The organism is Anabaenopsis elenkinii CCIBt3563 (assembly GCF_015245355.1).
Taxonomy (GTDB): Bacteria; Cyanobacteriota; Cyanobacteriia; order Cyanobacteriales; family Nostocaceae; genus Anabaenopsis; species Anabaenopsis elenkinii.
Genome location: NZ_CP063311.1, coordinates 1780971 through 1807246, shown reverse-complemented (window position 1 = coordinate 1807246; position 26276 = coordinate 1780971). Strand labels below are relative to the sequence as shown.

Below are 26276 nucleotides of genomic sequence, written 5' to 3'. Positions count from 1 at the left end.
AGTTTGTAATATAGGGAACCGCCAACAGTCAACAGTCAACCGCCAACCGTCAACAGTCAACCGTCAACAGTCAACAGTCAACAATTTACACCGCCAACGCTTCTTGAATCGCCTTGTTATAAATCACTCGTCCCGGGGTGGTGCGGACATACTGACTCAGTAAATTACCCTCAGCATCTAATCTCACCCGGCGATATTTATACATCATAGTTTTAGTACCATCTTCGTTTTCCGTCATCTCCAAAGGTTCTGTATCCACCTGGTCGCTTTCCACTTCCCCATCAAAGCGCACATAAATATAAGCGTGTAAGTCTACCTGCTGTTGATGGAAAGCTATGATGACATCATCCAAGGAAGCGTAGTAACGACCCGCGCCCTTTGTAGCTGCTGGATTTTCAGCAGTGAGATAATAAGCCCCTAATACCATGTCTTGGCTGGGTGTAATAATTGGTCTACCGGTAGCTGGGGACAAGATATTATTAGAAGCTAACATCAGTAACCGTGCTTCCGACTGACTCTCCAGAGATAAAGGTACATGAACCGCCATTTGGTCGCCGTCAAAGTCCGCATTAAAAGCGGGACAAACTAAGGGGTGTAGTTGAATAGCTCGACCTTCTACTAGAATCGGTTCAAAGGCTTGAATCCCTAGGCGGTGCAGGGTAGGAGCGCGGTTGAGCATAACAGGATGACCTTCGATTACTTCTTCGAGGACATCCCAAATACAGGGGTCATTGCGGGATATTAATTTTTTAGCAGCTTTGATGTTATTCACCATTCCGCAGCGGATGAGGCGATTAATTACAAAGGGTTGAAACAGTTCGATCGCCATCTCCCTGGGTAAACCACACTGGTGGATATTTAACTTAGGACCTACCACAATTACTGAGCGTCCCGAATAGTCTACCCGTTTACCTAGGAGGTTCTGGCGGAAACGTCCTTGCTTACCTTCGATGATGTCGGATAGGGATTTAAGGGGGCGATTGTTTGCGCCGACTACAGTCCGTCCCCGGCGACCGTTGTCGATTAAAGCGTCAACAGCTTCTTGCAACATCCGCTTTTCGTTGCGGACGATAATTTCTGGGGCTAATATTTCTTGTAACCGTGCCAACCGGTTATTGCGGTTAATTACGCGACGATAGAGGTCATTGAGGTCACTGGTGGCAAATCTGCCCCCATCTAGCTGCACCATGGGGCGGAGGTCTGGGGGGATGACGGGAATAACGGACATCACCATCCATTCTGGTTGGGAACCGGTGGCGATAAAGTTGTCAATTACCCGCAGGCGTTTGATGAGTTTGGCACGTTTCTGACCTTTGGAACCGGCGATTTCTTCCCGGAGGTTTTCGGCTTCTTGTTCTAGGTTGATGTCACCTAGTAACCGTAATAAGGCTTCGGCGCCGATTCCCACTTCCACACCCTGTAGTACAGAGTCTTCGCTATAAATTTGGTCTTCAATTTCTAGCCACTGGTCTTCACTCAGTAACTGTTTATAACTTAGAGTTTCCGCGTTACCGGGGCTGAGGACGACGTAGGAGTTAAAGTAAACGATTTGCTCCACATCCCGCAATGGCATATCCAACAGGATGGAGATATAACTGGGAATACCTTTGAGATACCATACATGGGCGACTGGGGCTGCTAGTTTGATGTATCCCATACGGTGGCGACGGACGCGGGATTCTGTTACTTCAACGCCGCAGCGTTCGCAGACGATACCACGGTGACGAACTCGTTTGTATTTGCCGCAGTGACATTCCCAATCTTTTGCTGGTCCGAAGATGCGCTCGCAGAATAGACCATCCATTTCGGGCTTGAGGGTGCGGTAATTTATAGTCTCTGGCTTGGTTACCTCACCTACTAGCTGACCATTAGGTAATGTCCTCTCTCCCCATTGGCGAATGCGATCGGGTGAGGCTAAACCGATTTTTACATAATCAAATTGATTTGACTGTATTGTTCTCATATTTCCTTACTCATGAGTAAATCGTTAAATGCGTTCACTGTTGACAGTCAACGGTTCGACTCCGCTCACCGACCACAGTCAACAGTTAACTGTCAGCCGTCATCTGTACAGGTTTTTTAGTCTTCCTCTAAGGAGTCACGGGTAAGAGACTCATAGGTGGGACGGGGGGGAGTACGGCGGTGGTTTTGGTCTGCCATTAAATCAACTTCTACATCTAGTGAACTACCGTCGGCTTGGGTTTCTACTTTATGTACGGCTATGTCTAACCCTAAAGATTGCAATTCTCGCATCAGGACTTTAAATGATTCGGGGGTACCTGGTCGGGGAATAGATTTACCTTTGACGATCGCATTTAACGCTTCATTTCGTCCCTGCATATCATCTGATTTAACAGTCAGTAACTCTTGCAAGGTATAAGCAGCACCAAAGGCTTCTAAAGCCCAAACTTCCATTTCTCCAAATCTTTGACCCCCCTGCTGGGCTTTACCTCCTAAAGGTTGCTGGGTAACAAGGGAGTATGGGCCTGTAGATCGGGCGTGAATTTTATCATCAACTAAGTGAACAAGCTTGAGGATGTAAGCTACACCTACGGTTATTGGGCGATCGAAGGGTTCCCCTGTGCGACCATCAAAGACATTTATTTTACCCGGGTTATCCGGGTTATATACCCAGTCTTTCCCTGTTTCGTCCCTCGCTTCCTGTAGTTTACTGTGTACTAAAGTGCGGGATGTTTCTTCACCATACATTTCATCAAAGGGTGTAATTTTAAACCTTACACCTAAATTATGGGCAGCCCAACCTAACATACACTCAAATACTTGACCTACATTCATCCGGCTGGGAACCCCCAAGGGGTTAAGGACTATATCCACAGTGGAACCATCGGCTAGGTATGGCATATCTTCCACTGGTAATATCCGAGAAATGATTCCCTTGTTACCGTGGCGACCCGCCATTTTATCGCCAACTTGGATTTTGCGCTTTTGGGCGACATAGACCCGCACGACCATGTTAGCTCCGGGGGGTAATTCATCACCTTGTTCTCTGGTGAATAACCGCACATCTACTACTCGCCCTTTTTCGCCATTGGGAACCCGCAGGGAATTATCTCGGACATCCCTAGCTTTTTCGCCAAAAATAGCCCGCAATAGTTTTTCTTCTGGGGGTTGGTCTGATTCTCCCTTGGGTGTAACCTTCCCTACTAAAATATCACCAGACTCTACCCAAGCCCCCACCCGGATAATTCCCTGTTCATCCAGTTGGCGTAAAGCATCTTCCCCAACATTAGGAATTTCTCTGGTAATTTCTTCTGGTCCTAATTTAGTTTGTCTGGCTTCAATTTCGTATTTCTCAATGTGAATTGAGGTATAAATGTCATCTTGTACTAGTCTCTCAGAAATTAAGATAGCATCTTCGTAGTTATAACCCTCCCAGGGCATATAGGCGACGATGATGTTTTGACCTAGGGCTAATTCCCCCCCCTCTGTAGAAGACCCATCTGCTAACACTTGACCAGCGATGACTCGCTCGCCAATGCGCACTAGGGGCTTTTGATTTAAACAAGTATCTTGGTTGGATCTTTGGTATTTAGACAGGCGATACTTAATTTCTGGTGCGTCACCAAAAGGTTTAACCCGAATTTCCTTCGCGTCTACATAGGTAACTTCCCCATCGGTGCGGGAAACAATTACCATCCCTGAATCCCGTGCTCCTTGGGCTTCTAAACCAGTACCGACCAGGGGACGTTCTGGCTTTAATAGGGGGACAGCTTGGCGTTGCATATTGGAACCCATGAGAGCGCGGTTAGCGTCGTCATGTTCCAAGAAGGGAATCATACTAGTGGCAACAGAAACAATCTGTACCGGTGAAACTGCCACATAGTCCACTTCTTCTGGGGTTGTGGTTGCCCAGTCTTGACGATAGCGCACAGGTACAGACGGACCCTTGATGTAGCCATTTTCATCTAAGGGGATATCACCGGTGGCTGTGCGTAGGTCGTCTTCTTCATCGGCAGTCATGTAAACTGGCGGCAGGTCAAAGCGCACCCGACCATTTTCCACCGGGCGAAAGGGTGTTTCTAGGAACCCATATTGATTAACCCGCGCATGGGTAGCTAGGGAACCAATTAACCCCGCATTGGGTCCTTCTGGTGTTTCGATGGGGCAAATTCTGCCGTAGTGGGAGGGGTGAATGTCTCGGACTGCAAAACCCGCTCGTTCCCGTGTTAACCCCCCTGGACCAAGAGCGCTTAGGCGGCGTTTGTGGGTCAGTTCTGCCAAGGGATTAGTTTGATCCATAAACTGGCTGAGTTGACTGGAGCCAAAGAATTCTTTGATTGCTGCTACTAATGGTTTAGGATTAACCAGGGATGCTGGGGTGAGGGCTTCGGCATCGGATACTGTCATCCGTTCTCTAATAATTCGTTCTAACCGGTTTAAGCCCACTCTCACTTGGTTTTGCAGGAGTTCCCCTACACTTCTGACTCGACGATTACCCAGATGATCGATGTCATCTATATTACCAATGTCATATTCTAAGTTAATCAGGTAGTCTATGGCTGCCAAAATATCTCCGGGCGTTAATACTCTGGTGGTGTCGGGAACAGACAGCCGTAATTTTTTGTTAAGTTTGTAGCGACCTACGCGACCAAGGTCATAACGTTTGGGGTCGAAGAAGCGGGAATCTAGTAGCTGTTGTCCACCTAATACCGTGGGTGGTTCACCAGGGCGGAGTTTGCGGTATAATTCCATCAGGGCTTCTTCTTCTGAAAATTGCCCTTCTTTTTCGATGGTTTTTTGAAAGTATTCTGGGTGACGGAGGGCGTCAAATATTTCGTTATCCGATAAACCCAAGGCTTTTAATAGAACTTGGGCTGAGAGTTTACGGGTTTTGTCAATGCGTACCCACACTAAATCATTACGGTCTGTTTCAAATTTGAGCCAAGCACCGCGATTAGGAATTAAGCTAGCTGAATAGGTACGGCGACCGTTCTTGTCGATTTCTGATTTGTAGTAAACCCCAGGCGATCGGACGATTTGGTTAACGATTACCCGTTCTGCTCCGTTGATAATAAAAGTACCACGGTCTGTCATTAAAGGCAGGTCGCCGATAAATACCTCTTGCTCTTTAATATCTCCTGTTTCCTTGTTCAGCAGACGTGTAGGTACATACATCTGTACAGCGTAGGTACTGTCACGCCGTTTTGATTCCTCAACACTGTATTTTGGTTCTTTGAGTTTATAGTTCTGTCCGAGAAAGTGTAGTTCTAATTTACCTGTGTAGTCGGTAATTGGGCTAAAGGAGTTTAGTTCTTCTATTAATCCTTCTTCTAAAAACCAGCGAAAACTTGATCGCTGGATTTCAATTAAATCAGGTAATAAAAACGCTGGTTCCATATATGTATCTGTAGTTATGTCCATAAATTGTCAACCTGTGTTAGTTTTGTTTGTAGGACGCAATGTTGTTTTTTTGCTCCCCGGTGGTATTTATTTGTGTCTACCAATGCATGGGAACTTCTCTGACAGGTCGCTATGCTGCTATTTCTAGAGTTAAACAAACACTGCCATTTTGTTAGCTCTCTCTATTCAACCTTTTAGTCCGACTGCTGTTAGGCATGGCAAGCCTTTACTGCAAGAAGGTACGGTTATGTTCTGTTGTCAACTGCGCTAATATTGTTGAAGTTTTTGTTTGCTATCTCCTTTTAATTGGATGACCTGCGGTGATAATAAATAAAAAATGTTAACACGCTTTTTTTACTTTTAACAATTAATGCCAAGGTGTTGTAGGCTTTCTTTTCTACAGATTAAGTAAGTTCTCATGCTGGCTATTGCTAAGGTCATCATTAGGTTGTCCATTTTAGTAAATCAGTTAAGTTATGATTTACCGAATGTTCTTTGGAGAGTGATCTGGTTGAGTCTAGGCTTTTTGGTCTGCTGCAATCAAGTTGATAAGACCACAGTATCTAAAGTACTTGGTGTATTTAATTGTTTCTGGAAAAAAGAAAAAAATTAAAGTAATTTTTTTGTGTATTTCCAGATTTTTGGTTTTTTTGATGATAGCGAAGGGCTGTAGAAGACAGCAGATCACTGATTCAACTGTGGGAGCCATTGAGTTTAGCATGGGGTGGCTCCCTGCTGATTCGAGTTTTTGGATAGGATGATCAGGTGCGCGACTCGCCACCGGAGATATAAATTTAGCGGCTCCTACCATGGGGTACTTATGCCTTTTACTCTTCACTGTTACTAAGTGCTCTGTTGCTCAAGGTGGGTAGGGATGCGTGATCTTGTGTGTATGGAACCAACTACCACGAAGCACGCTATCAGGTCAGGGAGACTATGCAACGCCTACTAGTCCAAATAATTGACAAGCATTTTTAGTAGTTTGAGCAGCGATCGCTTCTAAGGTTTGCCCTCGTAGTTCAGCTAGCTTTGCAGCTACATAAAGGACATTAGCAGGCTCATTCCTTTTCTCTCCCCGTTTAGGCACAGGGGACAAAAACGGACAGTCTGTTTCTATTAGTAGGCGATCGCTTCTGACCATAGCAGCTGATGCTTGGATAGCCTTGGCGTTTTTGAAAGTTACCGTTCCGCTAAAGCTAATATAGAAACCATTATCCATAAACCAGCGGGTTTCCTCCGGTGTTCCACCCCAACAATGCATTACACCCCGGGGAAACTCTCCAGTACTGCTGCGCCATTGTTCTAATATTTCCCTTACTTGTGCGGCTGCATCCCGACAATGGATAATTACCGGTAAATTAAGTTCGGTGGCGATCGCTAATTGAGCCTCAAAGGCTAGGCGCTGGGCTGCGTAGTTATCGGCTTTATAGAGATCCATACCGGTTTCCCCAATAGCTACCACTTGGGGGCGGCTTGAGGTAGCCAAAGATTGAATTTCTTGGGCTGTATTCGGTTGCCATTTATCAACATCCAAGGGATGTAACCCAACAGCAAAGCTGATTTCCGGGAACTGGTCTGCAATTGATTTGATGGTCGGGAATTCTGACGGTTCGACGCACGAATGTACTAGATGCACTACACCTGCTTCTTGCCATCGCGATCGCAATGTTTGTAAATCCCCATTAAAGCTATCAAAGTTGAGATGGACGTGAGTATCAATTAGCTGCATAGTAGGTTTATTGTTTGGTGCGCCGGGGGCGCAACTTGGTCATGAGTTCTGATGTTTTCATACCCATAGGTTGCTTAGAGTAACTACCATGCTCCCCTGTGCCTGCATTATTTGTCATGGTTCCCTGACAGTAATCAGCTATAGTAACTGATTACTGAACACTTGAACTACTCAGCAGCGAATTGTGTCAGTGATTTGAGTTTGCGAGCCAACCTTGATTTTTTCCTAGCGCCATTATTCGGATGCAGAACACCGCGCTTCACGGCCTTGTCAATTTTGCTGACAGCTGCCGACAGCCGGGACTGTACCTCATTTTCTAAATCTGAGCTAGGATTAGCTGCATAGACATCTACAGCGCTCAAGTATTTTTTCATCAGCGTTTTTACTGCTGATTTGTAGGCTTTGTTCCGCAGACGATTGCGTTCTGCGATTTGGGCACGTTTAAGAGCAGATTTTGTATTCGCCACGGTCAATTCCAGAAATACTATTAATATGTACACACACTACTAGACTTACTAATATAGCACTCATACTGCCAATGTCAGAATTTATCAAAAAAAAACTTTCTGTTGATCTGTGGGAGTGGCAAGTGGAAACTAGGACTATAGAACAGACAGGAGTGAGGTGGTTGAACCATTGATGCTGAGGGTAACCAGGGGGTGAAGCCAGACAGCTTCATTTTCAATTAAAGTATCCTTGACAACTTTAGCCCTGGTGTGTACTCATTGGCTAAGATGCGTTAAGATAAGGTAGTTATATATATAAGTGCTGAAAAGCAAAGTGCCTTGTCTGTGTTAGCAACCTCTCGCCTTAACGTGGGGGAACCGATAGACTGGCTAATCGGCACTCGCCAGATGGACGATGTAATCTGAACAAAGATTTAGTCTTAACTGACTAAGTTAAAGCTCAGTCCTAACAATTACCAGGTGATGGATAATCCATCCGGAGGTGATAAAAACCGGCGGATAAAACAAGCTGACACAGGTAAAACCATCATGGGTAAACTACACAAAAACTACTGTTGGTAGCCTTGGAAGTATCAAAAAAAATCCAGGTTAAGCTAGAGAAGAGAGTTAGGATGATCTCGACCACCTCATCGGTGAAGAGTTAAGACTAATTCTCAGGCGGGAATATTCTAAATTTTGGCATTATCCTTACTCCATGCTGCGAATCATTACTCAGCAGGCAGATGTTGTATCAGAACTACAACGTATCTGCAATCGTACTCACGATGAACACGTGCTTCACAAAGAAGCAACTGTGCGCGAGGTACTGCAAGCAGTGAAGCGCCAAGGCGACAAGGCTGTTTTGCATTATACAGCTGAATTCGATAACCACATCCTGAAATCAGAGGAATTGCGTGTTACTAGCTCGGAAATGGATGCAGCTTACCAACAAGTATCGCGGGAGTTACTCCAGGCGATTCAGTTGGCTAGCCGCCAGATTGAAGCATTTCACCGGCAGCGTGTCCCGAAAGGTTGGGTGCACTTTGGTGATGATGATGTGGTTGTGGGCAAACGCTATACTCCCGTAGATTGTGCAGGTTTATATGTGCCTGGTGGTCGCGCAGCTTATCCGAGTACTGTACTTATGAATGCTATTCCAGCTAAAGTGGCTGGGGTATCTCGTGTAGTCATGGTCACACCGCCTGGTAAGAGAAAAGGGATTAATCCGGCTGTTTTAGTAGCTGCACAAGAGGTAGGGATACGAGAAGTTTATCGAGTTGGCGGGGCGCAAGCGATCGCGGCTTTGGCCTATGGTACAGAAACGATTCCGAAAGTGAACGTAATTACTGGTCCGGGTAATATATATGTCACCTTAGCGAAAAAACTCGTTTACGGTACTGTCGGCATTGATTCCCTAGCCGGTCCGAGTGAAGTTTTAATTATTGCCGATGAAACAGCAAATCCTGTGAATGTGGCGGCGGACTTATTAGCTCAAGCAGAACATGACCCAATGGCCGCGGCGATTTTGTTGACTACGGATACAGCTTTAGCTAAAAACGTCCAAGTAGCTGTGGAAAGACAGTTAGTAGATCATCCACGCCGGATAGACACAGAGAAAGCGATCGCTCACTACGGTTTAATTGTAGTTGTAGAGTCCTTATCAGCAGCTGCAGTATTTTCTAATGAATTTGCCCCAGAACACCTAGAATTACAAGTTCAAGATCCATGGGCATTACTTGCCGATATTCGCCACGCCGGGGCAATCTTCTTAGGGGACTCAACACCAGAAGCAGTGGGAGACTATTTAGCCGGACCTAACCACATTTTACCAACTTCCGGTGCGGCTCGTTATGCTTCACCTTTAGGAGTAGAAACTTTTCTGAAACATTCCAGTATTATTCAATACTCACAGACAGCACTACAAAAGGCAGCTGGGGCAATTGACGCTTTAGCGACAGTGGAAGGACTACCATCTCATAAAGATTCGGTCCGACGGAGAATTCAGCAACAAGAATAATTTTGAATGTTGATTTTTTTTGGAGAACCTATTGTAAAAAGTTACTCAGTAGATGCAAAATAGAAAATTGTCAGGCAGTAGCCGCAATAGAGCAGGGCTATAACTGATAACAACTACTATCAAGGAATTATATTAAAGGGGTCTACCTTTAAGGAGATGAGTGGTGCTAAAAAATGTTTTGGTAGCTCTTGACGGATCGGAAATTGCAGAACGAGTCATTGAAACTTTAAATGACCTGGTGTTTTCCAGTGATACCAAAGTCATTCTCTGTCATGTATTTCCCACGCCAGAATCAAAGATGCAACTATCTACAGATAGCCCTCATCGACAATCTTCTAACCTGCCTGATTTTCATATTGAAAAATTACTGTTAAATTATAAAGAAAAATTAGCATTTAACAGTGAATTAGAACTGGTCACCGGAGATCCTGCCGAAGAAATTATTCGTCTTGCTAACATTCACAAGGCTGATCTAATTATCATTGGCAGTCGGGGGTTAACTGGGATGAAGCGAATTGTTTTGGGTTCTGTAAGTACTCAAGTAGTAGAGGAGGCCAATTGTTCGGTGTTCGTGGTCAAACCAACATGAGGGGAGAGGAGCGGAATTGTTAATTACTTCCAGAGGCGATTAATCGCCTCTTGACTGTTTAAGATATTTAGTTTTATTAAGGTGTTGCAGCCAAAAACCGACGCAAACTTAACAGATTTAGGGTATGAGCAAGATTTAAAGGAAGAATTGAAATCCCTTCTAAGCGCGACTGTACCCAACCTTCTCCCCAGTACCATTCATGAAAGCCATCAATACCCCCACTAAGCAGCAACCGCAAACAATTAGGTGTCGCCACGTCTACTTGATGATGAATTGCAATCGGACCGGCCCAGGTTGTGAACTCACAGCCAGTGTGTAGTTCTTCTGGGATTCCCGGGGTAAAGGTTTGGACCACCAGCCATTGAGCCAGTTTTTGCGGATGTTGCAAACTATCACGAATCGCACTGGCAGAAGCAGTGATTTCTATCCGGATTTGAGTTTGTTGAAAATTACCGAGCATTTTTTAATAATTATTTAAGGTTTAAGTCTGACTTTTAGTGAATTGTAGTTCTAGTATTGCAAATACAATCATATTCTACAGGGAGTAAGGCATAATCACAGAGTCGTTTTCTACTTAAAATAGAAAATGTATGCTTATTAAGAAATGTAAGGTTTTTCATGGCTGATCAATTAATTCGTGCCACGGCTGCCGATGGTGGTATTCGTGCTGTAGGTGTTATTACTAGTCGTTTAACAGAAGAAGCACGGCAACGTCATGGGCTGTCCTATGTGGCAACAGCAGCACTGGGAAGAACTATGGCGGCTGGCTTATTGATGGCTTCTGGTATGAAGCGGCCTGGTTCCCGGGTCAATGTCCGCATTAAGAGCGATGGACCTCTAGGTGGTATTTTGGTTGATGCTGGTTTAGATGGAACAGTCCGCGGCTATGTAGCCAACCCATCTGTAGAATTGCCTCCTAATCAAAAAGGTAAGTTAGATGTTGGTGGTGCGGTGGGTAATGGTTACCTCTATGTAGTGCGAGATATCGGTTATGGCTATCCTTACTCTAGTACAGTAGAGCTGGTATCGGGGGAAATAGGTGATGATGTAGCGCATTACTTACTTAGTTCTGAACAAACACCTTCAGCGTTAGTTTTAGGGGTGTTTGTAGGATCTGGTGGTGTAACTGCTGCTGGGGGGTTGCTGGTACAAGTTTTACCGAAGGCTGCGAGAGATGAAGCCTTAGTGGAAACATTGCAATCTCGTGTATCTAGCTTGTCTGGATTTACGCCATTATTACAAGCTGGTAAGACTTTGCCAGAAATTTTTCATGACTTACTGGGAGACATGGGTCTGTCAATATTTCCGGAACATCAAATGTTGCGTTTCCACTGTGGTTGTTCTTTTGATCGCGTACTAGGAGCATTAAAAATGCTGGGGGCAGAGGAATTGCAAGATATGATTATTCAAGATCATGGTGCAGAAGCAACTTGTGAGTTTTGCGGCGAGGTTTATCAAGCAAGTACTAATCACCTGGCTCAATTAATTGTTGATTTGGAAACAGAATCTTCAGTTTCTGGATAAAGTACATAATCATACCATAAATCCATGTTGTTCATGCTATCTGTGGTCAGAGAATATTGAATCAGGTAGCTGGGGAATTATCATCCATTTGGTATGAGAGCATGGGCATTATCAGCCTATAACAGTCAACTATTAAACTACTTTGGTGTGAGAAATGACACAGCGGGATATTCCAGAAAATTGGTCCCCATCTCCAGAAGGAGAGCCAGATGATATGATCAGTTTATCCCCAACGCCACAATTCGCTAAAATTCAAGCATTTGGTGTCTCGGTTAATGGTTCAACCTCTAAGTCAGTGAATCAACAACAACAAGACAGTTACGAATCACCTTTACATCAGCAGTCAGCTCCAACTAGTCTACCTGGGCAAAAGTCTGGGAAATACGGGGGCTGGACAAAAAACTGGTTTGTGTGGGGATTAATATTAACATTAATACCTGGCAGTATCGGTTTCCTAGCGATGAGAATGTTGCTGAGGCTACCAAGTAGTCCCACTTGTACAGCGGTGTCTCGACCTTTTGTGAGTGCTTCAGTCCGGTTATATTGCGCTCAGAAGCTAGCTGCTGGGCAAAATGTGGATGATTTACTCGGAGCGATCGCTTTGGTGAGTAAGATATCAGAGGATCACCCCTTGGGGGGAGAAATTAACCGTTTTATTACCGAATGGTCGCAAGATATTTTACGGCTGGCAAACGAGAGTTTTCAGTCAGGTGATTTAGCAGGGGCTATTGCCACAGTCCGTCGGATACCTAAACATTTAGCGGCTTATAAATTAGTAGATGAACAGGTCGCTAAATGGGAGTCAATTTGGTCTCAGGCGGAAGGAATATATAACCAGGTGGAAAGGGAATTAAGACAACGGCGCTGGCAATCGGCATCTATGCTGGCGGCTAAATTAATACGTGTAGATAATCAGTACTGGTCTGGTGTTAAATATAATCAGTTAAATAACTTGATTATATCAACAAAAGAGGATGGCGAGAAGTTAGCAAATGCGGAACGTCTAGCAAATACGAAAGTTCAAGATAACTTATTAGAAGCGATTAAACTTTCTGAGTCCCTGAAACCAGAAAGCTACCTTTATCAACAAGCACAAGAGTTGATTCCCGAAATTGGCAGAAAAATGCTAGAGTTAGCACAGGCAAGTCTGGATAGGAGGGATGCCAGCACAGCTCTAGATATTGCCAGACAAATTCCAGATAATGCCCAGTTGCAGGTAGAAGTCCAAGACTTTATCACCTTAACTGATGCCAAAAGGAGTGCATGGATTGGTACTGTATCCGGCTTAGAGACAGCAATCTTTCAGGCGCAACAAGTTGATGCTTCCAGAGCAATTTATGGTGAGGCACAGGCATTAATTGCTAATTGGGAAGTGGAAATTCAAGATGTGGCACGTTTGGAAACAGCCAGAACAATTGCTAGTCAAGGGAGAGTTGAAGATTTAAGAGCCGCCATTGTTGAAGCTCAGTTAGTTTCGGCTAATAGCGCCCGGGCTTCGGAAGCAAGGACAGAGATTAACCGTTGGCGTAACCAAGTAGAGACTATTGAAGATAGACCTATTTTGGAACGGGCTGAACAATTGGTATGGCGTTCAAATGATATTAATGCTTTGCAAGCAGCAATATCGGAAGCTAGACAAATCCGTGAGGGTCGGGCATTGTATTCTGAGGCACAGAGGAGAATTAGGCAATGGACGGCCACCATTGAGCGTATACAAGATCAGCCCTATTTAGATCGAGCCAGAATGCTAGCCCAAGGTGGTAATCTTAATGCTGCTATTAATACAATACAACCCATTGCATCATCACGGCGATCGCTTTCTGGGGAAGCTAGGAATGAGATAAGTAATTGGCAAAGGCAAATCCGCGCCCGCGAAAACTGGACTAGGGCGCAACAGGTAGCAGGTGCGGGTACGCCAGAGGCTTTGTCTCAAGCGATCGCCATAGCGAACCGTGTTCCCAGAAGTAGCACCTTACGGATGGATGTGAATTTTGCCGTTAACCAATGGAGTCAGCAGTTATTAACCATTGCTAATTCTCAGAGTAATTCTAATCTTCCTAGGGCGATTGAGACGGCGAGGTTAATTCCCCGAGGTAGTTCTGCTTATAATGCAGCGCAACAGCAAATTAAGAATTGGCAGCAGTTACTTAATCCTGAGCCTCCACCATTTGAGCCTATAGTTCCGATTGTTGAAAGTAGTTTTTAATCTGGAGTATCTGATTTTCTCCGGTTTTTTGTAACCTTCTGGTCACCGATTGTAGGTGATTATAACATAAACCGACCCCAGCCCTCCCCTTGTGATGGGAGGGGACAAGTTTCAATCCCTATCAGGGATTATAGGTAATTGTAGCTTGCGGTAAATCTTTTACATAATAAAAAGTACCATTTGTTTCAATCCCTGATAGGGATTATAGGTAATTGTAACACTACCACGAAGCATGGATAAACCAGTCTATATTTATAGTTTCAATCCCTGATAGGGATTATAGGTAATTGTAACACTACCACGAAGCATGGATAAACCAGTCTATATTTATAGTTTCAATCCCTGATAGGGATTATAGGTAATTGTAACACTACCACGAAGCATGGATAAACCAGTCTATATTTATAGTTTCAATCCCTGATAGGGATTATAGGTAATTGTAGCTTGTGACGACAAATCATCAAAGAGTACATCATCCAGATTCTTGTTTCAATCCCTGATAGGGATTATAGGTAATTGTAGCTTATATCCAAGTCCCACGCCTGTAAAAAAAAATCCCAACGTTTCAATCCCTGATAGGGATTATAGGTAATTGTAGCAGAAGCATTACACCAGACACAATACAAGCTCGTTTCAATCCCTGATAGGGATTATAGGTATTGTAGCACGGGTTATACTCATGCTGTGAGTATAGTTTAGCGAGTTTCAATCCCTGATAGGGATTATAGGTAATTGTAGCCGCCCGGAGGTGAAAGCATTGATATATGTAGTTTTCAAGGTTCTGTTGCGTCAATCTAAAACAACTATAGCTTTTCAGGAGTTGGGTTGTCAAGAGTAACATTTGAGAAATTAACCTCAAAACACGCGACAGCAAAGGTTTCACTGGGGTGCGTCAACCTTAATTTAAAGATGAGAGGGTTCAAAAGCAGATGAGGTAAGGATTTCAGCCTGAAAATTTCCCCATCTTGTTAAAACATCTACTGGTTGACGCAAAACTCAAGCAAAAAAGACTGTGTTGTCCCTGGGGAGTTCACCGCCAATGCGCTCGACTTTTCCCTGACAGCAAGCGCAAAGAACATAAAACCGGATGCTGTCTTGGTCTGGTTTGATGAGTTTAGATAAACGCGATCGCAGTTTAGCATACTGAGTTTGGGTTAAATCGCACTCAAATACAGAATACTGCATCCACTGTCCATAGGATTTAAGAATTTTGTGAATTTTATTGCGGCGATTATCTTCTGGTATGTCGTAGGAAATAACTACAAACATAAGGTTTAATTTATTTCATAACTAGTGGTGGATATTTGTCAATTTCTCCCATAAGATATTTACCGAGGAGACGGCCTTGGATTTCATCAGATTTGCCCATGAGGTTATATGTTTCTGATTTTAAATAAATCGCCCGAATCTCCCAGGCTTCTCCTCCATGAATATCACCCATAGTGTGGACACGTTCATGTAAATTAGTGCCTTCAATTGTGTATTGATTATCGGTAAACTCTCCAGCACAAAACATCCGCCAATAGCGATGAGGACAATAGGCATATTGATTCAAGGCTGCAATCTGGATATATTCGCTATTATTCATAATTTTTTGTCAGTTTTGATTGATATGTTCGCCGCATCATCCCCATACCCATTGGTGTTTTCCGTCCTACCCCTGCATATAAGGCAAAATCAGCCAAGGCGTTAATATTTTTAATGTCTATAGGTTCTATTTCTCCTAAGATTTGATAGCTCACTTCTCCTACAAATCCAATAAATTTACTACGAGAGTCTGCGACAATTTCTGTATGAACCTTGAAGAATGAGGGAAATATGGAGTCAATAGCAATTTGATTAATTTGGATTTCACTATATTTATTCCACCGAGAAAGTAGGGAATTAAAGATACATTCTCTGGTGGGGAGGGTAGTGTCATATTTTCCTTGACGGAAGGCGGTGGGTGTCGAGAAAGTAAAGTGAATAGTGCGATAGCGATCGCTGGCTTGCTGGTATAATTCACTATAGGGTATAGTATTAGCCCAAGGCTGGGTAGATTGGGGTGTACCTTGAATGCTGGTAATATACAAGTCAGCGGGGCCTAGATGCCAAGGGTGATTAGGGTTAAGATTGAGCCAGAGTTGGGTAAGTTGACCAAAGAGTGTGTCATCTAAGAGGGAGATGCGCCACCAGCAAGGCTTTCCTGGGGGGATAGCTTCTTGGTGTGTATGTTGCAGTTTAGATATTCCTCTAGTTCCCTGAAGGAAATTAGTTTGTAGGGGTGAGAGGGTGAAAGCCTTATCTGCAGTAGAGTTATGTAGGCGATCGCCTAATGTGCGGTCTACGGAACTGACAAGGGTTAAAAATAGTGCGTGCAGATGTCTTCCTGTGAGAAACTGGGGAGGGATAGGCGACAGGGGAAGGAGGTTAAGAATTAAGCTATGAGGCATATTATTTAAATAGTTCAGAATATTTTGTGTTTGCTGGGGAACAGTGGGATAAAGGTAATTTGTAATTGGGAGGGCTAAAGTCAAGAAAGACTCAACAGTTTACTTGGGTGTTTTATTGAGGTGTTTTATTGGGGTGTTTTATTGGGGTGTTTTATTGGGGTGTTTTACTTACGTTTTTTTGTGCTAGATTGGGGAACTCTTGATTCAATGGTAAAGTCTGGTATTTCTGCCAGTTCATATTGACTTAAACTATACTGTTCACAAACTAGGCTCAAACGCTTTCCCATGGTTTGCACAGGGTTAACGGAGTGAGTTAAATCACCTTGGAAGTAAACTAAAGTATTTACCTGGGGTTTAATTTGTCCCAGTTGGCGTTTATGGGACTTGAGTACTAATTCCCCTCCTACCATGTCTTCTGGTAAGCGTACATATAGAACACTGACACACATAGGCGGTTCTACGGTTTTGCAGTAAGAACGCAAGGAGCGGTCAATGTGGGGGTCTACACGGGAACCTTGTTGAAGCTGTAAGGGATTGAGGTAAAAAGCATTACAACTAGGTTGGAGAGCTAAATCTAAGTAGGGCTTAAAGTAGGGAAATTTTTGTTCTACAGTGGAGATGTGCGATCGCCTAAACACTAGAGAAAATCCCTTAGTGGCGACAAAATCGCGGTTAAGATTATTGATAGCAAAGTAAGGACAAGCCTGAATTTCCCCCCATAGGTTATTGAGATAATCCTTGGGGAAAGCGTTATGCTGTTGTTGAAAGTACTTCACGTGACTTGAAAAAGTGATGGAAAGTAAAATTAAGAACCACATTAGGACAATCATGTGTGTTTATTGTCTACATCTGTGGTTCCATATTGCTAAAACTGACCTTGATTAACTCCCAAAACGGTATTCCATGCGAGCGGGAAGCTTTAACCCGGGGATACCATCAAAGTAATAGTATAAACCTCGCATTTGCACATTTTGAATCAGACTAACAGGAGGCATATTTACTACATCATAGCTAATAACTTGATTAGTAAACATGACATCTAAAGGGTTTAAAGGATATTTACAAGTAAATAAACCCTCAGTAGTATGAGACTTGGGTAACTCTGTAACTGTTACCTCAGCCTTACTCATCCATTTACCCAAGCGGATCCATTTTGGTAATTTAATTGGTTTGTCAGCAATTAGGAAAAACTCAAATTGACTTTCTGGTGCAATTTCTTTAGTTCTACCAAAACTGGGGATATTCTTTTGGGTTTTCTCCATCTCGACATGGTAGTTATTATTAGCATACTTCCAGGTGTTAAGAATGGCGGAATGATGCAAAACTCGAGCGGGAGTAATGTAAATTTTCTGCTGGTTGAGTGGTATTAAATGCTCCTCATATTTTGGTACTTGTTCCTGGCTAAAGTAGCGATAGGAGTGTTCATCAGCTACGGTAGTAGAGTGGATTTCACTATCAACTAAACCCAGTGCGTAACAGAGGGCGTAATTGTGAATTATTGGCTCTGTTTCGTAAAGTCGCCCAATTTCACGGGTGGCAAAATACAGGCTATCATGTAGTTCTAATTGACATTGGTAGATAATGCTCATAGAGATTACTTAGCCCGCACCGTTTTCTTTTTGCTAATGTGTTTTTTAGCATAATCCTTGGCTTCCCCATCAGCTTTCTCTAAAATTGCTTTAATTCCTGTTTCTGTACCTGTAAGGGTCTTAACTTCCTGTAGCAGAGGTGAAAAAGCATCACCAATAAAATCAGTATGTACAATAAACTCATCAGCCATTAAAGCCTCAATTGTACTTTTAGCAGCACTAATTACATCATCTTCATCCAAAGGTTCAGGAGGATTAATGGTATTTTGGGCTTTCATTTGGTCATATATGGCTTGAGTCCAACGGAGATTACTGGTAATTTCTCCATCTGCAAATACAACACCAATCAACTCATTGCGCAGACGACCTGTACGGGTGGTTTGGGCTCCATAGTGGCGGGTTCTAAGAATATTATTAAAAACGTAAAGGAAACTAGCCTCTGTGGGATCTTTGAGGGTGACAATACTAGGGAAGAAAACCTGTGGTCTAATATGGTCTTGCTCATTAATACGACTGGTAACTTCACCGATTTTAGAACCATTTTCCCCCTTAGATGCCATTGTACCATTTTCATAGGGGGCGTTGAGGGTAAAAGTTTCGTGGGATTCGTCAAAAGGGGTAATTGAAAATGCTGTATCTACAATTACCTTAGATTTTTCCGAACCAGAATCACCAATGGCAAAACCGTAAATAATACAATCAGGATTATCCATAGCGAAATTAACGTTATATTCGCATTCCTCCGCAGTCATAAAGCCGTAGTTACGCAGTAATTCCCGACCAACTAAACGTTCTGGGGTAGATTGTTTGCGCTTAAACATTGATAAACGGCTAATTGTGGCTTTATCTCTCACTCCAGCTCTCACCCTGGCTTTATTTAATTCTCCATCTGTTTGAAAAAGTGGATAAGATTCTGTAATGCGTATGGTGATAAAATGGGCATATTTTCCCATAGGTTTGTAGGGAATTGCAGCTTGGAATAGTTTTGAAGGAACTGTTTTCAGCAATGACATGATTAATCTCTCCAGAGAATTGAATGTATTTGAAATTGGGTTAATGGAAATATCTAATTACTCAGTTACATCATCTTTTTCGGTATCTTTTTCGGCGTTTTCTTTGTCATCTGCAAGGCGGTAAAGGAACTCACAAGTATTTTTAATTAAATTGATTTGACGACCTGCTAAACGAGCGCGATCGCCTGCAAATGATTTCTCGAATACCTCCTGAACAAAATATCTGGAAAAATCTACCACAGCTTGGCGTTCTTGTTCACGGTTACTCATTACCCAACGTCCTTCAGCAGTATCAACATGAACACGATCCATGAGTTTAAACACTTCCGCCGCCACCGCCATAACTAATGTTTCTCCATGAAAAACACTAGACTCAGCTTTGAGAATAGTGTCAGATGCCATCTTTATAGGTTTCAACACAGCATTAGATTTAGGGTTATAACGCTTATTGGCGCGGTAAAATTTCCGGTAAAAATCCGTGAGATTTTGGGGATGATTTAAGCTAGATTGTTCTCCCACAATTAACTGCTCCATATTTTGATCAAATTTCACATGAGGGTCAAAACAAGGGTAAAAATGATAGGTATAAAGCCTAACTTTTTCGATTCGGGCTGTTTCTACTCCTTGGTTACGCACCCAACGATTGAGATAAGCAAAAACATACAAAGGACTGGTTTCAAAATCCTTAGCTAGTTCTGCAAATTTACCCCAATTCGCATCGTAACCAGTTTTACCTTGTTTAGCATTGACATCTAAATGAATAGCATAGGCGGCTGTTAACACATTTAAAGGTGCTGGGTATTGAATACTGTTTTCTTCCCAACCTTCTAAAATGTAATCAAGACGAAATCTATCCCTTTTGACTAAGGCGCGGAAAGCATGGGGCGCACTATCTAAGAAAACGCTTTCTTCAAATTCAGCACCATCATTAAAAGGTGGAATTGGCGACTCAGAAACCACCGTTTTTACATCTAGAATCATGGGAAAAGCGAAAGCTAGCCAACTCGGCATTATCCAAGATTCAGTATCCGTGCTGTCCTTTCCTGGGGGGAGTGCCATAAAATAAAATGTTAAGGGTTGATCTTCAGGATAAGAAAGCTTAAATGTGCGGTCTTTTCCAGCCTGGATATGTTCATCAATGATGAAAGTATCTACCCTTTGGTAATTTGCTTTTTCTAAGTTTGCCTGTAAATCCTTGCTGATGAAATGATTCCGTATGCTAGTATCAAAGCGAGTTTGAGCAATACCATTATATGCTTTCTGTAAAAACTTATTAGTTTCTGGGGTGAAATAATAAGTTGGGTAAAAATAGAGATAGCGGTATTTTCCGTCTTCAAAGCGTTTACCAACCGCTTGAGTTTGATTCATCAAGATTTGTCTGAGCATCATTTCCACACCAGCAATACTGGAAATGTTCCGCTTGGCGTTGGAACCCCCCAACATTTGTTTATTTGTATAAACTTGGGGTGTAAATAAAACTGCTGATTCCATTTGCTCAGTCACGGTGTAAGCTGAATGAGAAATTGAGCAAATAAGTTGCTTTCCTCTTCCTGATTTTTTAGCACCATTGTAATTAGTTAATTCGTCTAAAAATGTCTGACTTTCAGTTGCAGGTGATACTTGTTGCTTCGTATTTGGCAACATGACGACGCGACTTACCCACAGCCTTAAGTCCTCCCAGCCATCGGGTAATTCATACTGAGAAATAACCGGGTAAATTAAGGTCGATAAGTAATCGATAATTTCCTGACAAATTTCACGGATGTTTTCAATCCCCGGATGAGATTCTAAATATTTAGCCGCTAAATAATACCATTCATAAGGTACTCCCCCAGTATTTCCTTTTAACTTCTTTTCCTTGAGACTTTCGTTAATGCTTTGAATTTCGCGAATTGCGGGTAAATATGCTGTTAAATTCCACAACTCGGCGATTTTGTGGGTTAAGTCTAAATCTGGTAATACTGGTAGTTTTTTATCTTTCTTTCTCGCAGCATCAATGCGCTTAACGGTCTCTTCCCAAATCTTACGAGTGACTAAATCACCAAATTCTGCTATTTGGTCGATGCGGATATCATCTTTAAATGTGAAGTCATAGTCAGCAGATAAAACCTTTTTTTGCTGAAATTTAATCAGATTTTCACTGCGACTTTGAGCAACGGAAGATTTATTGGGGTTTAATATCCTTAATGTAGCATCTAAAGCTACTTGCATTAGACCTAAATGCTCAAAGAATAAATTGTAATATTCCGCATACTTCATCCCTTTACCATCTCGACCAAATCCTGTTTGTCGCAGACGCAGTTGACCTGCACACAGTGACTTAATACTATTAACTACACGGTCTGATAAATTTTCTTTAGTAATGGGAGGTGCATTACGCAATGCTAGATAAATTACACCTGTTGGTAAATACAGTAGAGGTTGATAGTAAATCTTATCATGAGTGTTGACACTGGTATGAGCCTCAATTAAAGCATTATTAACTACATTAGTTAAAACCCCTCTATTTTCAGCAATACTGTGATAGGTAAATTTCAGTTGTCCATCACTTAATTCATGCAGAATTTCTTTGAGTCTGGTATGTTCCGCATCTTGGGGATGTTTGACAATTGAGGCCAGGGAATCAGCCAAACAAGTTAACTCAGATAAATTCCTGAGAATGCGATCTTGGAGAACAGGATTTAAGCCAAATTCTGAAAAATTCCAGTTAGTATCCCACCGTCGTTGTGCATTATAAGCTATGCACAATAAATCATCTAAATATTGCTGATACGCTTCCGAGTTATCTGGGTTAATAAACTTATCAAGTCCTAACTGGTGAATTTTTTGATCAATAATTTGGCGGTGTTCGGTTAAGGGTAACTGGCGACAGTCTGCTGGGACATCGGGAAATTTTTCAAAGTCATGTAAAATAAAGCCTGCAATTACTAATCGGCGTTCTCTTTCTTTAACGAGTCTTCGGACTGTGGTATCAAGTTGTTGTAACCGCTTTTCAATTAAGTTAGCCGGAAATAAACCATTGAGTAAATGTGTATTCAATGATTGGTCAGCAGCATTATCTCGGCGAACTTTAGTTTTACCTGCTGCGGCTCGCTTGTGGTCAATTTTATCAAAGAATTTACCGCCTTTAGCTGTAACACCAATGGCTATATTTAGGAGGTTGGGTAAAACATACTCAGCGAAATCAGCCATTACTGGGTCATGAGGATTTTGCGCCTGAATTGCTTCTCGCAATAGTTTAAGTGTGAGTAATTCACCCTGAGTTTCAATGGTATGGTCTGAAGAACCACTATCAAAACCAAAGTCTTGATTAAACAAATCATCGTCTAATTCTTCTAGTTCTTCATTTTGATTGTCAAATAAATCTAGCTGGTTGTTGTCTGCAATGGCTTGAGTTTTTTTATTCATGATCTACAAAGAATCAAATTGACTAATTATTGCTTGCAGGTAACGGGATATTATTGATTGAGTTGTCTAGTTTCTGAAGAGTAAAGCTGGTGTAAAACTTACTGTCTTAAGATGTGGGTTTTAAGTGACTTATTCAACCATCAGCCAAGCTGTTGGGGATTAAGAATGCTTACGCCTGAGCTTAATACCGCAAGCTGCTAGTTTGCTCTTGTAGGGCTTACCTAGATAAATTATCGGATAACCTATGACATTGGTTCCTCGGTTAATAACCTATATTCAAATTGGTTATTAGCAACTTGTTTTTTTTCAATTAGGTAGCCTTTTTTGCGAGCTTCAAATATGGTATGTCCAAATCGAAAACTGACATTTGCTGCTAGCTCATCGCTAGAATGCCATTTACCATCCTTAAGAATTGCAATTAATTTCTCAAGGTTTGTCAATTTATCTTTCATAATATTCTCGATTTCACAATTTATGAGTTACATACATAGCAGCCCAAATGCTTGTTATATTTGCGCAGGTAATTGATAGTCTGAACCTACATAAAACGAAACCTGTTATCAAAGAATTTTTCTGATTTCTATAAGCACAGGATTATTCAACACTTCTGCTATTGACATATTCAACCTGACTATGAAATACTTCCATCAGATGAAGCTTGAGGAGCACGTAACCACTTAATTAATCCCTATTAGGGATTGAAAAGAATAAGTCTGTGCTTAAAACCGTAAGCTTTTTTCTCAACAATCCCTATCAGGGATTGCAACCTTAAACAATCCATATCTCATCTCCTTTGCTTTTCAAGTTATAGGCGAGGGTATCTAGCAACAGTGCTGACTGACCAAAAGCGATCGCATAAGGTGCATTAGCATCATGAAGGCTGTACTGGTCGCAAATGGGGTAAATCTGAAAGTGCATTGGTAGTCGTAACCGCATCCGCACTTCTGACACGGGTCTACGAATGATGTAAGCAACTAAACCCTGTGTTTTGAGGGGTTTGTTAATTGCACTGATCCATTTATTTTCAGGTTGGGAAATTTCCACCCCAGTTAAAACCTGAACTTTCCCAGTATCCGCTATTGGTTGTAAGTCTCCCGGATAGGTAAATTTCCAGTTGAGTCGTTCCTCACGGTAGGAACGCAACTTGATAAATGCAAGACAATGAGCAAATCTACCTTTGGCTATGGGTTGCTCTGTGCGTTGTGCGGTTTCTGTGAGTGTCCGCATAAATCCTGTTTCTGTCCACATTTCAATGTCTAAATTGCTCAAAATACCTGGTAAATCGTAGGTTTTAAACCTGTCTGCTGGGTTTTCTTCCGTTAAGTCATACAACCCACATTGCAAGGGACTAGAACCCCGAAAACTAAAAGCTTCTTCAGCAATGGGATTACCTGGTTTATCTGAAATTGCTTTCCAGTCTTCCGCCCATTGCTTAATATGTCCACCTATGGATTTGAAGCTGTTGTTAAATACTTGCTCACAGGCTTTTTGAAATTGTTGTCGGCTTTGGGCATACTGTTGTTTAATTGTGTCATGGCTCAATTGGTAACATAGCCGAAATGATTGTACAGTAGCCCAGCGGCGATAATAACCATTAAAATCATTGATTTGTCTATAGTGATCATTAATTATGCTGTGAAAAAATGGGCGGTTATAAGTACCATCTACCTGTAAGGGTGGTGAATCTCCCTGAAATAAACGTTCTCCTAAAAATTTAGGTACAAGGGCAAAAGCTGTAAACTCATTAAACTTAATCATTTGACCATCTTTCTCATAGCCATCATGTCTACCTAACCGCCCTAACCGTTGAATAAAGTTACCTGCATCTGATGATTCAAACATCAGAAAATTGATTTTAAAATCAACTCCCACATCAATTGTGCTAGTACCGATAACTAAATCAGCTATGAGACTGCGTTCTTTTATTTCTTTTCCAGAAAGTCCGGTATTTTCTCCTACTGTTAGATGGTAAGGTTGCAAAAATTCCTGAAAAAATGCCGTTAACCGCTTGACTGCTGCAATGGAGTTGAGAATAATTGCTCCTTTACTACCAGGATAATTTTTAAACTGAGATAAAATTAAATCACTATTTTCTCTGAGCCAATTTTCCGAAGCTTTAGAACTAGGTTCTAAAGGAATAAAATTGAGGGTTATTGTTCTGGCTACCTGTCGCCAGCCCTGTGTTTGTAGTTGATGTTGTTCTTCTGGTGTTGCAGGAAATTGATATTTATTTTCGGCAATGGGATTGATAACTTGACAGCGAAATCCTGCCTGTTGCAGTCTGCTAATTAAGTTTGTGTCTGGTGTAGCTGAGAGAAACAGAAATTTTTTACGCCGATTCGTACAGCGAATTAACAACATTGTATTAATTACACTGGCAATTTGAGGGGCTGTAAAAACATGAAATTCATCAAAAATAAATAAGCCAAAATTTTTATCAATGCTACCCCATAATTTATCTGGGCTATCAACCGGACTTATATAAGCACCTCTATGCAAGTAGTGAAAAATATCAGGATTAGTCAGTAATACTTCTCTCTGATTCGTCAGAGTTGAAATAGCTGCCGCTTTTTTTATTCCTTCATTTTCAGCATAAATTTCTAAGTCAGCCCCGCTTAATTTGGCTACACGCGGCTCATTTTCTGGTTGAAGTTGGGTAATATATCCTCTAATTTGTATTTCTTGGTCTCGTGCAAGTTCGTTAGTTGGGTAAAGTCCAATGGCGGAAGATTGACCTTGAATCACTTCTAAATAAGCCGCTAAACTTTTACCGTCGCCTGTCATAGCTGTGTTGAACACTACGTCAATATTTGGATCGCGTAATGCTTCTAAGGTAGCTAATTGATGCCAAGAAAGTGACCAATTTTGAGGTAATTTCACGCCGTCAGGTGTGGGGACGGTTTGAGAGTAAACAGGCTTGAGAGTAACTTTGCAATCTGCCGACATTCACTTAAATAGTGTCCGTAAACTGTTGTTATTTCTGATCATGCCATGCAAAATAGATGTTAGCAAGATATATCTGGATAAAAGTGTCCGTACAAATATGAGTCGGAAAGGTCAGTCTATAACTCTGTCTTTAAAGGAGCGGGATAAAGCAGAACTGGAAGCCATAGCTCTGCAATTTGGTATGATGTGGGGAAATCGCCCGAACATATCCAAGCTCATAGAAGCCATAGCCCAACGTAAGTTACGCATTGGTAACAATAACAATTGGACAGAAGACAGGATTAGAGCATTACATCGCTGTATAGGTGCATTAACCGACATTGGACAAGTAGAACAAGCCCAAATTATTGCTAACCTGCTTCTAGAACGCAGCGAACTGTCAGTACCATTGCGGACGGAAATACAAGCTTTTTTAGAAAATCTCCCCCCACCCTGGCGGTCACAAATAGATAACTACATTTTGCGACAGCAACCATTTCTGCTTTCCTACCAAGATGCAGCAGGGCGCGTACTGAATTTTACGGTGCGCCATGCTCGGATTACCCCCCAGGAAAAGCGACAATATCTTAACTGCTGGTGTGAGGAGACAGAAGGAAACTCTGATATCCCTGAGCTGATTCATAACTGGACTTTACGCTTAGATAGAATTACAGATGCGGCTGTAACTTCTATTCCCGGTAGATGGCATCCTCAGTTAGATACAATCGACGTGGAAATACATATATTTGGCGGCTTGGCTTTTGGTTATCAAGCCAAACCGGAAGATCACATCAATGAATGGTTACTAGATCAACCAGGGGTGAGGCGAGTTGTGAGGACAGTATCAAATACTTTTTGGTTTAGCCGGGAGGTGATGCAGTATGGGCCAGACTGTGTAGTGATTCTACCTGAGAATGTGCGCGATCGCCTCAGGGAAAAAGTTCGCAACCTCTGCAATTTATACGACATCGAAACCACAAGTTAAATTCCACTCTCATAACATCATCCCCATCTTCAGAGGTCTTCGACTCTCCGGT

18 protein-coding genes and 1 pseudogene are annotated in these 26276 nt (G+C 42.3%); 5 read left to right on the top strand and 14 right to left on the bottom strand.

Translation table 11 applies throughout. The features are described 5' to 3' along the window. Positions 1-85 precede the first annotated feature (85 nt). The 4 genes from IM676_RS20010 to rpsT form a co-directional block, all read right to left on the bottom strand. Complete coding sequence (locus IM676_RS20010) at positions 86-1963, bottom strand: DNA-directed RNA polymerase subunit gamma (protein WP_200989699.1); 1878 nt, start codon at positions 1961-1963, stop codon at positions 86-88. 116 nt (positions 1964-2079) lie between these two features. Next, the gene (gene rpoB / locus IM676_RS08010) at positions 2080-5376 is read right to left on the bottom strand and encodes a DNA-directed RNA polymerase subunit beta (protein WP_200990126.1); all 3297 of its coding nucleotides are present in this window, start codon (positions 5374-5376) and stop codon (positions 2080-2082) included. Positions 5377-6295: 919 nt separating this feature from the next. Next, on the bottom strand, positions 6296-7090 hold the full coding sequence (locus tag IM676_RS08005) for a TatD family hydrolase (RefSeq protein WP_200989698.1): 795 nt from the start codon (positions 7088-7090) through the stop codon (positions 6296-6298). A gap of 167 nt (positions 7091-7257) precedes the next feature. Further along, positions 7258-7557, bottom strand: a complete 300-nt coding sequence (gene rpsT / locus IM676_RS08000) for a 30S ribosomal protein S20 (RefSeq protein WP_200989697.1) — start codon at positions 7555-7557, stop codon at positions 7258-7260. A gap of 694 nt (positions 7558-8251) precedes the next feature. Between rpsT and hisD the strand changes: the two genes are divergently transcribed. Together hisD and IM676_RS07990 are read left to right on the top strand one after the other, a co-directional pair. Further along, complete coding sequence (gene hisD, locus IM676_RS07995; RefSeq protein ID WP_200989696.1) at positions 8252-9553, top strand: histidinol dehydrogenase; 1302 nt, start codon at positions 8252-8254, stop codon at positions 9551-9553. Between the two features lie 163 nt (positions 9554-9716). Next, a complete protein-coding gene (locus tag IM676_RS07990; protein ID WP_200989695.1) occupies positions 9717-10142 on the top strand; it encodes a universal stress protein in 426 nt (141 codons plus the stop codon). A 76-nt stretch (positions 10143-10218) separates the two neighbouring features. On the opposite strand, the gene IM676_RS07985 is transcribed toward IM676_RS07990, so the two are convergent. Continuing rightward, on the bottom strand, positions 10219-10602 hold the full coding sequence (locus IM676_RS07985; RefSeq protein ID WP_200989694.1) for a hypothetical protein: 384 nt from the start codon (positions 10600-10602) through the stop codon (positions 10219-10221). 158 nt (positions 10603-10760) lie between these two features. Here IM676_RS07985 and hslO point away from each other — a divergent pair, with 158 nt between their 5' ends. Both hslO and IM676_RS07975 read left to right on the top strand, forming a co-directional pair. After that, positions 10761-11666 (top strand): Hsp33 family molecular chaperone HslO, encoded by a 906-nt coding sequence (hslO, locus tag IM676_RS07980; protein WP_200989693.1) that lies wholly within the window; start codon positions 10761-10763, stop codon positions 11664-11666. 154 nt (positions 11667-11820) lie between these two features. Then, the gene (locus IM676_RS07975) at positions 11821-13872 is read left to right on the top strand and encodes a chromosome segregation ATPase (protein ID WP_200989692.1); all 2052 of its coding nucleotides are present in this window, start codon (positions 11821-11823) and stop codon (positions 13870-13872) included. A 996-nt stretch (positions 13873-14868) separates the two neighbouring features. On the opposite strand, the gene cas2 is transcribed toward IM676_RS07975, so the two are convergent. From cas2 to cas3, 9 genes and pseudogenes are all read right to left on the bottom strand, one after another. Further along, positions 14869-15141, bottom strand: coding sequence for a CRISPR-associated endonuclease Cas2 (gene cas2, locus IM676_RS07970; RefSeq protein ID WP_200989691.1), 273 nt, complete (start codon positions 15139-15141; stop codon positions 14869-14871). Between the two features lie 76 nt (positions 15142-15217). Continuing rightward, positions 15218-15460 (bottom strand): annotated as a pseudogene (locus IM676_RS07965) (CRISPR-associated protein Cas4); the annotation flags it as partial. Beyond that, the gene (gene cas6 / locus IM676_RS07960) at positions 15453-16304 is read right to left on the bottom strand and encodes a CRISPR-associated endoribonuclease Cas6 (protein WP_200990125.1); all 852 of its coding nucleotides are present in this window, start codon (positions 16302-16304) and stop codon (positions 15453-15455) included. The gene cas6 and the pseudogene IM676_RS07965, both read right to left, overlap by 8 nt. A gap of 164 nt (positions 16305-16468) precedes the next feature. Beyond that, positions 16469-17080, bottom strand: coding sequence for a 2OG-Fe(II) oxygenase (locus IM676_RS07955; protein WP_200989690.1), 612 nt, complete (start codon positions 17078-17080; stop codon positions 16469-16471). 105 nt (positions 17081-17185) lie between these two features. Then, positions 17186-17893 (bottom strand): type I-D CRISPR-associated protein Cas5/Csc1, encoded by a 708-nt coding sequence (gene cas5d, locus IM676_RS07950; RefSeq protein ID WP_200989689.1) that lies wholly within the window; start codon positions 17891-17893, stop codon positions 17186-17188. A gap of 5 nt (positions 17894-17898) precedes the next feature. Further along, positions 17899-18906 carry a type I-D CRISPR-associated protein Cas7/Csc2 gene (gene cas7d / locus IM676_RS07945; RefSeq protein ID WP_200989688.1) on the bottom strand — a complete coding sequence of 336 codons (1008 nt, stop codon included), beginning with the start codon at positions 18904-18906 and terminating at the stop codon, positions 17899-17901. Between the two features lie 57 nt (positions 18907-18963). Beyond that, a complete protein-coding gene (cas10d, locus tag IM676_RS07940; RefSeq protein WP_200989687.1) occupies positions 18964-22314 on the bottom strand; it encodes a type I-D CRISPR-associated protein Cas10d/Csc3 in 3351 nt (1116 codons plus the stop codon). A gap of 242 nt (positions 22315-22556) precedes the next feature. Next, entirely contained in the window at positions 22557-22766 is a 210-nt protein-coding gene (locus IM676_RS07935) for a hypothetical protein (protein ID WP_200989686.1), read from the bottom strand. A gap of 316 nt (positions 22767-23082) precedes the next feature. Beyond that, complete coding sequence (gene cas3, locus IM676_RS07930; RefSeq protein ID WP_200989685.1) at positions 23083-25260, bottom strand: type I-D CRISPR-associated helicase Cas3'; 2178 nt, start codon at positions 25258-25260, stop codon at positions 23083-23085. Between the two features lie 97 nt (positions 25261-25357). On the opposite strand from cas3, the gene IM676_RS07925 reads away from it, so the two are divergent. After that, on the top strand, positions 25358-26224 hold the full coding sequence (locus tag IM676_RS07925) for a helix-turn-helix transcriptional regulator (RefSeq protein WP_200989684.1): 867 nt from the start codon (positions 25358-25360) through the stop codon (positions 26222-26224). The last annotated feature ends 52 nt before the right edge of the window (positions 26225-26276 follow it).